The sequence below is a fragment of the Roseovarius sp. JB2-10 genome (genome assembly GCF_055693585.1).
The window spans coordinates 1,774,130-1,786,597 of the sequence record NZ_CM146337.1 but is presented as its reverse complement, the minus strand read 5'-3'; the positions used below and the strand labels follow the sequence as shown (position 1 = coordinate 1,786,597).

At 53.7% G+C, this 12,468-nt stretch carries 9 protein-coding genes and 1 pseudogene; all 10 read left to right on the top strand.

Annotated elements, in window-relative coordinates:
- The first annotated feature begins 10 nt into the window (after window positions 1-10).
- The 10 genes and pseudogenes from ACZ1HJ_RS08875 (at window position 11) to ACZ1HJ_RS08830 (ending at window position 12,271) form a co-directional block, all read left to right on the top strand.
- The gene (locus ACZ1HJ_RS08875) at window positions 11-598 is read left to right on the top strand and encodes a hypothetical protein (RefSeq protein WP_472721934.1); all 588 of its coding nucleotides are present in this window, start codon (window positions 11-13) and stop codon (window positions 596-598) included.
- Window positions 599-622: 24 nt separating this feature from the next.
- Window positions 623-2,020 carry an MBOAT family O-acyltransferase gene (locus ACZ1HJ_RS08870; RefSeq protein WP_472721933.1) on the top strand — a complete coding sequence of 466 codons (1,398 nt, stop codon included), beginning with the start codon at window positions 623-625 and terminating at the stop codon, window positions 2,018-2,020.
- Window positions 2,021-2,031: 11 nt separating this feature from the next.
- Entirely contained in the window at window positions 2,032-3,063 is a 1,032-nt protein-coding gene (locus ACZ1HJ_RS08865; protein ID WP_472721932.1) for an alginate O-acetyltransferase AlgX-related protein, read from the top strand.
- A gap of 2 nt (window positions 3,064-3,065) precedes the next feature.
- Window positions 3,066-4,349 (top strand): alginate O-acetyltransferase AlgX-related protein, encoded by a 1,284-nt coding sequence (locus ACZ1HJ_RS08860; RefSeq protein WP_472721931.1) that lies wholly within the window; start codon window positions 3,066-3,068, stop codon window positions 4,347-4,349.
- A 124-nt stretch (window positions 4,350-4,473) separates the two neighbouring features.
- Window positions 4,474-4,977 (top strand): putative pterin-binding protein, encoded by a 504-nt coding sequence (locus tag ACZ1HJ_RS08855; protein ID WP_472721930.1) that lies wholly within the window; start codon window positions 4,474-4,476, stop codon window positions 4,975-4,977.
- A 20-nt stretch (window positions 4,978-4,997) separates the two neighbouring features.
- Window positions 4,998-7,088, top strand: a complete 2,091-nt coding sequence (locus ACZ1HJ_RS08850) for an ATP-binding protein (protein WP_472721929.1) — start codon at window positions 4,998-5,000, stop codon at window positions 7,086-7,088.
- Window positions 7,089-7,096: 8 nt separating this feature from the next.
- The gene (locus tag ACZ1HJ_RS08845; protein WP_472721928.1) at window positions 7,097-7,543 is read left to right on the top strand and encodes an Hpt domain-containing protein; all 447 of its coding nucleotides are present in this window, start codon (window positions 7,097-7,099) and stop codon (window positions 7,541-7,543) included.
- A 135-nt stretch (window positions 7,544-7,678) separates the two neighbouring features.
- On the top strand, window positions 7,679-9,106 hold the full coding sequence (locus tag ACZ1HJ_RS08840; protein ID WP_472721927.1) for an HlyD family secretion protein: 1,428 nt from the start codon (window positions 7,679-7,681) through the stop codon (window positions 9,104-9,106).
- Window positions 9,093-10,691, top strand: coding sequence for a glycosyltransferase (locus tag ACZ1HJ_RS08835; RefSeq protein ID WP_472721926.1), 1,599 nt, complete (start codon window positions 9,093-9,095; stop codon window positions 10,689-10,691). Before ACZ1HJ_RS08840 ends, ACZ1HJ_RS08835 begins: the two co-directional genes overlap by 14 nt.
- A 153-nt stretch (window positions 10,692-10,844) precedes the next feature.
- Window positions 10,845-12,271: pseudogene (locus tag ACZ1HJ_RS08830) on the top strand (mannose-1-phosphate guanylyltransferase/mannose-6-phosphate isomerase).
- The last annotated feature ends 197 nt before the right edge of the window (window positions 12,272-12,468 follow it).

Here is a 12,468-nt window from a genome sequence, read left to right as displayed (position 1 = left end):
GATGAAGACCATGTTCAAGCAGCTTCTGACATCACTGGCCATCGCCTCAATGGCAAATCAAGCCTTGGCCCTCGACAACAGCCTCTATGCCGAAACAGTGCCTGAGGACGCCAGTTTTGTGCGATTTTTCGGTTTTAACGAAGGCAAGGCACCTGAATTTGGCGGCAAATCTTTCGAGGTTAATAAGGAAGACGCGACCGCGTATATCCCGGTATCCAGTGCTTTGCTGGAAAACGTACCGGCTGGCCTTTTCGTGACCGTTTTACGTGGCGAAGAAGGGCAAAACACAACGATCATCGAGGGACCGCGCGATACCTCATCAAAGGTCCATTTGTTCCTTGTAAACGCGTCTCACCGCGCGCTTGACCTGCGTCTTGCCGACAATAGTGCAACGGTCATCGACGCGGTTCAAACCGGGAGTGCCGCGCAACGCGGCGTGAACCCGGTCACCGTTACTCTTGGTGTTTTCGAGAATGGATCAGACATCCCATTGGCCCAATTCGACGTCACCCTGAAACGCGGCCAAAACATCAGTTTCATCGCTGATCAAGCTGGCATCCGAATGATCGAGAACCGTTTCGGAGCAGTTGCGTTCTAACTCCGCCGCCAAGGAACCACCGTCATGATTTTTTCCAGTACCATATTCGTTTTCGGGTTTCTGCCGACCTTCCTGGCCATCTACTATTCGGTGCCAAAACAAGCGAAATCCTGGGTAATCCTTCTGGGCAGTTACGCGTTTTATGGATGGTGGAGGCTTGACTACCTTGCGGTTGTTTTCGGCATGTCACTGGTCAGCTATGTCGCGGCAAGCCTTGCCTTTCGAGCCGACAAAGCCACGACACGAAAATGGGCTGTGCGCTGTGGCGTCGGTTTCGATCTTCTGATCCTGGGATACTTCAAATACACGATGTTCCTGATGGGTGGTCTCGCAGATTTGTCCGCGGCGTTCGGCGGGTACGACATCACGGTACCCTCGATCATCCTGCCCATCGGAATTAGTTTTCATACCTTCCAGTCAATCAGTTATATCATTGATGTCGCACGCAAAGATGCACCACCGGCCCGGCGCCTCGTGGACTTCCTGGCGTTTGGTTCGCTTTTCCCCCAACTCATCGCTGGACCGGTGTTGCGGTACAAGGAACTGGCAGATCAGTTCGAGCGCCGCATCCATTCCTTCGAGAAATTCAACAAGGGCCTCGTGAGGTTCACCCAAGGTTTGGCCATGAAGCTTCTGATCGCGGACAACGTCGCCCCGCTTGCCGATCGTGTTTTCTCTACGACTGGCCCGACGGCTGCGGAGGCCTGGACCGGAACACTCGCTTACTCGGTCCAGCTCTTTTTCGATTTTGCGGGCTATTCTGCAATGGCGATAGGTTTGGGTCTGATGATCGGCTTCCGCTTCATCGAAAACTTTGATGCCCCGTACACAAGTCGTTCCATCACCGAATTCTGGCGCCGTTGGCACATCAGCCTTTCGCACTGGTTGCGCGACTATCTCTATGTCCCGTTGGGCGGCAACCGTCGTGGCGCTGCTCGCACCTATCTGAACCTGATGCTGACGATGGTTCTGGGCGGATTGTGGCACGGGGCAAATTGGACCTTTATGCTCTGGGGGGCGTGGCACGGCGCGTGCTTGGCATTCGAACGGATGCTGGGCGCGCGCCAAGGCAAAAGTATCTGGCCGCCGGTCTTGGCCTGGCCCATCACGATGGTCCTCGTGATGATCGGGTGGGTCCTATTCCGGGCGGAAACACTAACGCAAGCGGCCGGTATCTATGGTGGCATGCTGGGTCTGAACGGTTGGGTAATCTCGTCGGACCTGGCGTGGCAAATCCAGACGACGGAATGGGTTGCTCTGATTGCCGGTGGACTGATCAGCGTCTTCGGCGCTCGCATGATGATGATTGTGCACGCAACGCCAAAGGCAGTTCGCACAACGGGTTTGGGTGGGTTGGTGACGCTGTCTTGCACAGCCTTGGTCGCACAGACGCATTCCCCGTTCCTGTACTTTCAATTCTAAGGAGATATCCGATGCCTACTCTGACTTCATCCAATCTCACATCGGCACTGATCCTTGCGGCATTCGCGACCATGGGCTTGGGGAGCCACATTGGCCATACGACTGGCCTTGACCTGTCACGCATGATCGATGGGTCGGCCCAAACGGTATACGAAGACGGTTTCACATCTGCCAACCCCATGAAACAATTTGCCATTCCCGCGATGGGAGCGATGAAGTACGCGGTTTTCGGGCAAGCGGCTCCGGGCGCAATCGTCGGCCGAAATGGCTGGATTTTTACGGCGGAAGAACTTTCTGCCACGCCGACGTTCAATAAGAACATCGAGACATCGGCGCAGCGCATTGCCAAAGTCCACCATGAACTGGCTCGCCAGAACATCGTCTTGTTACCGGTGATTGTTCCGGACAAGACAGAAATTTACGAAAACCAGCTTGGCATCGCGCGGCCGGATCTCATCAAGACACGAAAACCCACGCTGATTCGTCGTTTGAACGAAGCCGGTGTTATCCATATCGATGCGTCGAATGCCCTTGCAAGAGCAAAGGCCCACGGGGAGGTATTCCTGAAGGATGACACACATTGGTCACCAATAGGCAGCCGTGCAGTCGCGATGGAAGTTGCTTCCTGGCTGACGGGGATGAACTTCACGGCAGCCGACGTTACAACGATCTCAAGGGGCCAGGCTTCCTTCGATGGCGACCTTCTTGCCTTCGTTCCAACGGGCGCGCTTCGTGGGCTTGTCGGCCCTGCACAGCAATCCATAGAACGCTTTGAGACGTCGGTTCAGAACAATGCCGGTCTTCTGGGCGACGCTTCCATCGATGTGGTGCTTGTAGGCACAAGCTTTAGCGCGAAGCCCGACTTGCACTTCGAAGGTTTCCTAAAACACGCCCTGCAAGCCGATCTCGTCAATTTCGCTCAGGAGGGCCGCGGCCCCTTTGCACCTATGGACGCATTCCTTGCGTCCGAATTCTTCCAAACAACTCCCCCAAAAGTCGTGATCTGGGAAATCCCTGCACGATACATCTCGAAGGACAAGTAACAATGAAACGTCTTACCATACCTGCAGCACTTGCCGCGATCCTTGGCCTGGCGGGCGCGGCCGTGGCCGATCCATATTGCTCCGCTCTTGCGGATCCTGATCAGGTTCCGAAAAAATACGCCAAGCGAGCACCCTTTCATGTCGATCCGCCAAGTGGTTGGCTTGTCGGAGAGGATCAGCTCAAGACAGAGTTCGACGTGACGGAAGAAACCTCTGCACTGTGGAACGCGCTCGTCGAGGGGTTTGATACCAAAGGTGTCAAACTGGTCGTCCTGACAGCACCGCCACGTCCATTGTTTGCGCCTCAAAACGCCTTGCCTGGCACTTACAACGCCATCGCGGCGCAGGAGGCGTTCTCATCGTATATCGCCGCCATGAACACATCAGGTATTCCCGCCCCAGACCTGAGCGTCGTGCGCGACACATCCCACGCAGCCGATTTCTATTTTGCCCGCGATACGCATTGGACACCTGCCGGCGCCGCCATCGCTGCCGCACATCTTTCTGCGGCAGTTACAGGTCAGCCGGCAGCAGATACAATTGCGAACGTGTCTTTCGACGAAACGTACACGGAAAAAGGGTCGCTCAGCACGGTTGTTGAGGCAACTTGTGGCACTAGACCGGAAACCGAGCTTGTCAGCGCACCTGTTTTTGCGACACAGGGTGACGCGACCACACTCTTATCAGTTCAAGACGATGCGTCAGTCGCGCTCATCGGCACCAGTTTTTCTGACCGTTACCAGCGCGATGCGTATCAAGTGGCCAGTGCACTGACACACGCGCTGGATCAGCCGGTTGATAACTTCTCCGTCACCGGCGGTGGAATGACGGGTGCAATGGAAGCTTTCCTGCGCAGCGAGGCATTTTCCAGCGGACAGTACGACACCGTGATCTGGGAAACCCCTTATACCGCACCCTTGACCAATATCAGTGGTCTGCGCCAAATCCTTGGCATCTTGCAGGAAAATGGTGAAGCCACACATGTCTACACGGGCTCTGTCGGCTCGGACTGGATGAATGTCGATCATGGGTTTTCCATTGAAAACTTCGCAGCGTTGCACCTCAAGACTCCGAGCGTGACCAAGGGCAAGCTCGGCGTCGAACTCTATGATGCCAATGGTCAGAAAATACGAACCAACCTTGTCAAATCCGATCGTGTAACAGCGGAAGCCCGGAGTGACACGTGGTCCCTTTCCCTGGCCGCGTTACCGATCAAAGACGTGAAGCGGTTCAAAATTCGTTTGGCAAAAGAAGCGAACGATATCACTATCCATCTGATAAAATGAGGAAAAATAGAAAGCATATGGGCCAATATACCTTGGTATAGTGGCCTATACGCATGCCCGATGGGTTCAAGACGCGTGAGGTAGTATCTAAGCGGCATCCTGATGTGTGAGATTGGATGTAGACATGAAAACGTTTCTGGCCACCGCTTGTGCCGCCCTGTACATCGCGACGTCGTCAACCGCCGGGTCATTGCCTGAACCTAACGGGGATGTATTGCTAACCATTTCCGGCGAAATCCAGAATGAAACCCGAGATGGTGTAATTCTGCTGGACCGAAACATGCTTGAGGCAATGCCGCAAGTACAGTTCACGACTTCAACCATCTGGACTGAGACTCCAGTTGAATTCACCGGTGTCAGCTTGCGACACGTGTTGGATCACGCCGGTTTCGAAGGTTCAAATATCGAAGCTGTCGCCTTGAACGACTACAAGGTTGAAATTCCGGCGAGCGATATTGACGACGGTGCTCCGATCATCGCCTACTTGATGAACGGCAAGGAGATGTCAGCGCGAGACAAGGGGCCGCTCTGGATTGTCTATCCCTACGATGAAAACGCGAAGTTTCGCAGCGAAGTGGTTTATTCACGTTCCATTTGGCAATTGGATCGTATAGTCGCGGTTGAGTAGCACAACCGATGGATGCTGATTTGATCCGGAAGAGAACGGCGTTTAGACGTATCCTGCCGCTTACCATCATAAGCATCAGCATTACTGCTTTGCTGGTGCTGTTCTTTGTGATCACGCAAAAACTAAACCTGTTGCGCGAAGCCCCCGGAGACAATTTGACTTGGGCATTGTCCCAGGTGGAAATCGAGGTTCTGTTGCTCTCCGAAGAAGCCTCTGAGACGGCACAGGATCCCAACAGTCCAATCAAGGATGTTCGTCGCAGGTTCGATAATCTTTACAGCCGCGTATCCGGTATCGGCCAAAGCGCGGTCTTTATACCAATGCTCGGCGATCAGACCTTCGCCGGGCAGCTGGCAAAAATCAAATCGCATCTGGACGAATTGATACCTCTCATTGACGGGGAAGACACGGCCTTGCGACAGGCGCTCCCTGATTTTGGACAGGATTTATCCCTCGTCCGCCAGGAAGCGCATGATCTTGCGCTGACGGGCATTAGGCTGCGGTCTCAATCCTCGGACCAAGAAAGAACCGGGTTTTCCCAACTTCTCTGGGTCGCAGCGGCCATAACGCTCACGCTAATCGGGTTCCTGGCATTGATGTTGTTCTTTCAACTGCGCCAGCAACGGACCCACCGCAAAATCTCGGGAGAGATCGAACGCGCGAATACCCGGCTTCAATCCACATTCGAAGTGTCCTTGGACGCGATCGTCGTTGCTGATGATCAGGGTATTATCCTCGATTTCAATGAAGCTGCTGAAAAGGTGTTTGGTTATGCCCGTGAAGAAGCGCTTGGCGCTCAAATGGCCGAGCTCATCATTCCCGGACATTTGCGTGACGCGCACTACGCCGGCATGAAAAGATTCAATAAAACCAAGGAGCCGCGGCTTGTTGGTCAAGGACGAATTGAGATCACTGCACTGCGAAAGTCCGGCGAGGAATTTCCTGTCGAAATCTCCATTGGGCAGGCGCAGGACCACCGCGGGACCATCTTCATTTCGTATTTGCGTGACATCACCGAACGATCGGCGGCGGAAAAGGAGCTGAAACAGGCGCGCGATGAAGCTCTTTTGGCGGAGAAGGCCAAATCAAATTTCCTTGCTGTGATGAGCCATGAAATGCGGACACCGCTGAACGGGATCTTTGGCACGATAGAACTTCTGAAAAAGACGCGGCTTACGAAATCGCAAAAAGAGTATCTCGACATTGCAAAGAAGTCTGGTGACATCCTGCTACTGCATGTCAATGATGTCTTGGACATGACCCGGATCGATGCCGGCGAACTCGAGTTTTCAGAGGACGTTTTCGACCTCGCGAAGTTCTTCCGTGGTGTGATCACGACAAATGAACCAAGCGCCGTGGCGCAAGGCAACAAGCTGCTTCTCGACGTATCCAATCTGCCTGACGCTGCTGCGTTAACAGACGAACAACGCTTGCGGCAAGTGGCCTTCAACCTCATCAGCAACGCGTTGAAATTCACCAATAATGGCACGGTCACACTGTCAGCCAAGACCCGGGAAACGCCGGAAGGTTTACGCTTGGAATTTGACGTCAAGGATACCGGTGTAGGCATCCCATATGAGGATCAGGCAAAGGTTTTCGAACGTTTTTTCACTCAAGAAAAGTCTTATGACAGGCTGGCGTCAGGCGCAGGCCTTGGGCTGACGATCTGCAAACAGATCGTAGACAAGATGGGCGGCGATATCGCTTTGCAAAGCGAACCCGGCGAAGGCACGACATTCAGTGTCTCAGTTCCGCTGAAACTGACGGATCAATCGCCCGAAGCATATGTAAGCGCAGAAACCGGCACGGAGAGGCCGGAGTTGAAGGGTCACCACGTGCTGTTGGTGGAAGACAATGAAATCAACCGGTTGATCATTCGTGAGATGCTGGAAAACGAGGGGCTTCGTGTATCGGAAGCCCATAACGGGCTCGAGGCGGTCAAAGCCGCGCAGAAAGCACGCTATGCCGCCATCCTGATGGACGTGAGTATGCCTAAGATGAACGGCGTCGACGCCACAAAAAAATTCGCGAAAAAGAAAATCCAAACGATAACATTCCCATTCTGGGCCTCACGGCTCATGCTCTCGAAGAAGAGCGTAAAAGCTTCCTGAAGGCAGGAATGAATACCTGCCTTAACAAACCCGTCACGCAGGATGAATTGGCCGGTGCACTGTCAGACGTGTTGTTCGGCGGCACGGCCCCTGGCGCACAGGAGGTGCACCAAAGTCACCAAGCTGTTTTAGACAAAGATATTTTCGGCAATCTCCAGAAGATTTTGAAGGCCGACACACTCGCCGAGTTGATTGAAAAATTTGAAAGCGAAATCAACGCATTGATCCATGACCTGCCAAATCACCTGTCTTCCGAAGACCTCGAACCGCTGGGGCAAAGATGCCATAAGTGCATCGGATCGGCCGGCATGATGGGGGCTCTGAGCTATCAGCTTGATTTGCGAGCCTTGGAGCAGGCCGCCCGCTCGGGTGATCACAAAGGGGCAAAGGTCGCGGCTCTTGCCGTTTTTGAAAACTGGCCCAGAACCAAGACTGCGCTGACTTCCGCGATCTAGAACTATCCATTCGGCTATTACCCTTGTCCCTTTGTTCCGGCCACTGTCCTTCAGAGGCGACGTCCGCCGCTGGAAGGCCTGCTAAGCCATCCTGGTGAGAGTCGCCAGGAAACTGGTACTAAACTGGAGTATGCAATGAACATTCGCCACGAATGTCCGCTGCCTGACCTTTCTTTTGCGGTCGCCGCACCCCTGCTTGTTCAGGCTTCGGATGGTACGATTTTGAACGCAAGACGCTGGTCGCTTGAAGGCATCTGGATTGATGCGGCAGGTTACGACCTGACGTGTGGCACAACATTGTGCGTGCCTTTTCAGGGCGTCGACGTCTCATTCCCAATCAATCTTGCAACCACGGAAGAGGCAGGGCGTTACGCCTTTGTTGAGCTGACTGTCAGACAGCGCGAAACGCTGGCGGTGTTCTACCAAGGCGTGTTGTCCGGCAAGATGGTGGCAACAGACGATATCATCACCAGTCTCGACACCCCCGTCGATCTTGTACCGATGGGTGAAACCGACAGCGAAAAGGCCGAAGGGTTGGCCAAGGTGAAACCGCGTGCGCTGCGAGTTCTTTGGAACATCGCCTTCTATCTGTGTCTGGCCCTCTTCCTTGGCGGATTTGTGGGGGGGCAGATCTGGCAACGCCTCTCGCAGATCACTCTTGATCATGGCAGGTTCGTCGCGCCGGTCACACAGTATCAAGCGCCGGACACTGGCTATGTCGAGCGTCTCCATGTTCGCATCGGCGAAAAGGTCAAAAAAGGCGATATTATCGCGCGTCTGGAAGACCCGGACCGCGAAAGCGTTGTTGAGGAAGTTCGGGCCGAAATCCTGATTGCCGAGCGCCGTCTTGCCTCAAGGCAAGAGCGACTGGCCCAACACATCACCGAAAAGCCCAGATATCGCGCCCCGCTTCAGCAAGAATTCGAACGCCTCTGGCGCCCATGGCGCGCCCATGACCCACGCGCCGATGTCTATCCCGCAGACATTCAGAGGGCCTGGGACAGGCTTTATCGGTTTGATCGCGGGCATGACGTCACGCCGGGCGGATTTCATGCAATCGAGACCGACCTTCTTCGGCAGGTCGAGGAACTTGACCTCGATTTACGGCGGTGGAAACGCGAACTCAGGCACCGTAAATCCGCAGCCGACGAATACGTTATCCGCGCCAGAACCAGCGGCACGGTTTTTGCAGTCCATCCGCGAAAGGGAGAGTTCGTTGGCCGTGGAGAGACGATCGCCGAAATCGAAGAAGATACGCCAAGACATGTAGTTGGATGGCTGGACGATCACATGGTCAACAGCGTTTACATCGGAATGCCCGCAAAAATCCAGTACAGTTTCCGCGGCCAATCACAGTCCGTGCACGGCACGGTCGTTGATCTGCAGGCCGGATCAGACACGAACCAACCTGACAAATACGGCATGGTTGTCACCGTGAAGGCCGAAGGCGTCGGACTTTTGAAATCCCGCAAATGGTTTCGGAGAAACGCGCCCGCAAAAATCCAATTGCAGCGACAACCATTGAAAGGTGTTTTGGGCGGAGGCAATCATGAAAGCCCCTGAGACCATTTACGCCTTCGAAAAGCACCTTGATAGCTGGCTTGCGAGCTTGTCTGGGCCTTCGCCGACGGGCCTTCAGAAGTGGACATCGACTTTCTGGGCTCGGTTTTCTGTACTACTTATGTCGCTTCTGTCCGCATTGGTTTTCTGGCCCAACGCTTTTCTCGATCCCGATCTCCTCGTCGTTACCTTCGTTTTGGGCGGCCTCGGGCTCTGGCGCTTCGGCTGGTGGTTCAACCATGCCATCCGGGCCGAAGTCTATGCGCGTACCAAATGGCCGGGCATGCGAAGAAAAGCCCGTAATGTCTGGCAGGACGGATGGCGTCCAAGGATGCTGCACATCCAGATGACGACATATTACGAAGAACCGGCCATTACCCGCCGTGTCATCGGCTCAATCATTGGACAGATTCGGCGCGAGGGTATTCCAACTACGCTCTACATCGGAACGGGCTCGTCGTATGACGAAGAAATCATCACAGATTTCATCCGTACCCACGCACAGGATGTCGAAGCAGATCTGGTTTTTCTACGTCAGAACCAGCCGGGAAAACGTATGGCAATCGGGATGATCCTGCGTGCCATGAACCGTGCACGGATCCAGAAAGATGACCTCGTGATTTTCATGGATGGGGACGCCGTTTTTGGTCATGACGTGTTGGAAAAAACCTGCTCGATGTTTGGTGCGGACCCAGAATTGCAGGCACTGACAACGAACGAAGAGGTCATCTGCTACGGACCTAAATGGATTCAAAGTTGGCTATCGATGCGGTTTGCGCAGCGCCGGTTAGCCATGCAAAGCCACGCACTGTCAGACAAGGTTCTAACACTCACGGGCAGGATGAGCGTTTTTCGCGCACGAAGCATAATGGATGCCAAATTCATCCGAACGATCGAAGCTGACCATCTGGACCACTGGCTTTGGGGGCGGTTTCGGTTTCTCTCAGGCGATGACAAAAGCACCTGGTATCACCTACTCAGCTGCCGCGCAAAAATGACATATGTACCCGACGCGTGTGTTTACACGATCGAACAGGTCCAGGGTTCAGGCAGCAGACGCATGGTGCAGAACTTCCGCCGCTGGTCAGGTAACATGTTGCGCAACGGATCGCGCGCAATCTCTTTGGGACCACGGATCGTGACCCCGTTTATCTGGTGGTGCCTTGTCGATCAGCGGATCGCCATGTGGACCATGCTAGTCAGTCCAACGTTGGCCTTGCTGACGCTCTTTGTGACCCCGGTCTACTTGTTTCACTGCGTGATATGGATCGTGTTGTCACGCATGATCTTGTGTCTGTTTCTTTTCCGGTATGCCCGTTCAACTGATCTTAGTTGGCCATTCATTCTTTACTTCAATCAAATCATCAATGCAGGGGTGAAGGTCTTCATGATTTTCCACCTAAGCAAGCAAAAATGGTCCAATCGCGGCAATCAGACTGCTGGAAATGGCACGGGGTTCATCGACAAGGCACAAAACTCGATGGCAAAATTTCAGCTAATAACGACTATGGTTGGCTTTGTCACAATCCTCGCGGTATTCATCGGACTGATCCCGCCCCCCACCTTGGTATCCAATCTAATTTATTGATTGGTATGTATATTTTCCGAAATATACTTTCGATTATGCGACCCATCCCAAATCTGTCTTTCCTGTTCTCTTGGTGGAATGACGCTTCTCTGGGTACAGACTAGAACCTCCTTATTGGCCACAAAGCCAAGTGAGAGTGTAAGGAGTAAAGAAATGATCCATCCAATTATCCTGTGTGGCGGAAGCGGCACGCGCCTGTGGCCCCTGTCCCGCAAAAGCTACCCCAAGCAATTTGCCCCTCTGAATGGCGAGCAAAGCTTGTTTCAACAAACCGTGGCGCGGGTTCAGGGCCCAGAGTTCGAGGCACCGGTTATCATGACAAATGCCGATTATCGGTTCACCGTGGCCGAGCAGTTGCAAGTTTCGAACAACACAAAATCGACGATCATGATAGAACCCGAAGGGCGCAATACGGCCCCTGCAATACTTGCCGCGGCGCAGCACTTACAAGACAAACCCGATGCAGTGTTGCTGGTAATGCCCTCCGATCATGCCATCAGTGATGAAGAAGCTTTCATGACGGGCATAGTGGCCGGTCAAGCGGCAGCGGAAGCTGGAAAACTGGTGACCTTCGGTGTCAAACCCAACCGTCCGGAAACCGGTTATGGATATCTTGAAACCTTTGATGAAATCACGACGGCAGCATCGTTCGCACAACCGCTCAAGGCCTTCGTTGAAAAACCAGATCAAAAAACGGCCTACACATTCCTGAATTCTGGTCGGCACTTCTGGAACGCGGGTATCTTCATGTTCCGGGTGGCAGAAATCCTCGAAGCCTTTGAAGTTCTGTGTCCGCGTCTGATGATTCCTGTGCGACGCGCAGTCCAATCCGGACGCCAGGATCTGGACTTCTTCCGACTGGATGAGACACCTTATAAATCCGCCGAAAATATCTCCATCGATTACGCCGTGATGGAATTGTGCGACTCCTTTCTGTTGTTCCCATGGATTGCGGATGGTCCGATTTGGGAAGCTGGTCTTCTGTTTGGGAAAACGGGAAGGCTGACGCAAACGGTGTCGTTCAAACAGGTCAGACAACAGCCATCGATTGCCAGAACACCCTTCTGCGATCGGATACCGACGGTGTTGAGCTGGTTGGGATCGGCCTGAACAATATCACGGCCATTGCAATGGGCGACGCCGTTCTCGTGGCCGACATGAACCGTGGTGAAGCCGTGAAAACCGCCGTAAAAGACCTGAAAGCCAAACAGGTGAAACAGGCGGAAAGCTTTCCAAAGGATCACCGCCCGTGGGGCTATTTCGAGACGCTTTCTCTTGGCAAACGCTTCCAGGTCAAGCGGATCGTGGTCAAACCCGGTGCGGCCCTGTCCCTGCAAAGCCATGTGCATCGGTCCGAACACTGGATCGTGGTTGCAGGCTCCGCGAACGTGACCGTCGAGGACGATGTAAAGCTCGTTTCGGAAAACCAATCTGTCTTCATTCCGCTCGGTGCAATCCACCGATTGGAAAACCCCGGCAAGCTCGAGCTTCACCTGATTGAAGTGCAGACCGGCGCCTATCTCGGAGAGGATGACATCGTGCGTTACGAAGATATCTATGCGCGTGACAAAGTGGCATAAACCAAGAAGAACAAGCACTCTCACACCACCTTCAACGGCGTCTTTGGGCGCCGTTTTTTTGTGCCGACTCGAATGGAGAAAGGGCGCTATCCCAAAGAATAGCGCGGTAATACGAAGTTTGATCGCACTATCCTGACAGAACAAAGATCATTTTAATTCAAAGAGATACACATCTCTCAAACTGCAATGAAGGATGA

Excerpts from the sequence above, each read along its gene's own strand:
- ACZ1HJ_RS08875 (WP_472721934.1), top strand. The coding sequence starts at position 11 with ATGTTCAAGCAGCTTCTGACATCACTGGCCATCGCCTCAATGGCAAAT.
- ACZ1HJ_RS08865 (WP_472721932.1), top strand. The coding sequence starts at position 2,032 with ATGCCTACTCTGACTTCATCCAATCTCACATCGGCACTGATCCTTGCG.
- ACZ1HJ_RS08870 (WP_472721933.1), top strand. The coding sequence starts at position 623 with ATGATTTTTTCCAGTACCATATTCGTTTTCGGGTTTCTGCCGACCTTC.
- ACZ1HJ_RS08855 (WP_472721930.1), top strand. The coding sequence starts at position 4,474 with ATGAAAACGTTTCTGGCCACCGCTTGTGCCGCCCTGTACATCGCGACG.
- ACZ1HJ_RS08835 (WP_472721926.1), top strand. The coding sequence starts at position 9,093 with ATGAAAGCCCCTGAGACCATTTACGCCTTCGAAAAGCACCTTGATAGC.
- ACZ1HJ_RS08840 (WP_472721927.1), top strand. The coding sequence starts at position 7,679 with ATGAACATTCGCCACGAATGTCCGCTGCCTGACCTTTCTTTTGCGGTC.
- ACZ1HJ_RS08845 (WP_472721928.1), top strand. The coding sequence starts at position 7,097 with ATGAATACCTGCCTTAACAAACCCGTCACGCAGGATGAATTGGCCGGT.
- ACZ1HJ_RS08860 (WP_472721931.1), top strand. The coding sequence starts at position 3,066 with ATGAAACGTCTTACCATACCTGCAGCACTTGCCGCGATCCTTGGCCTG.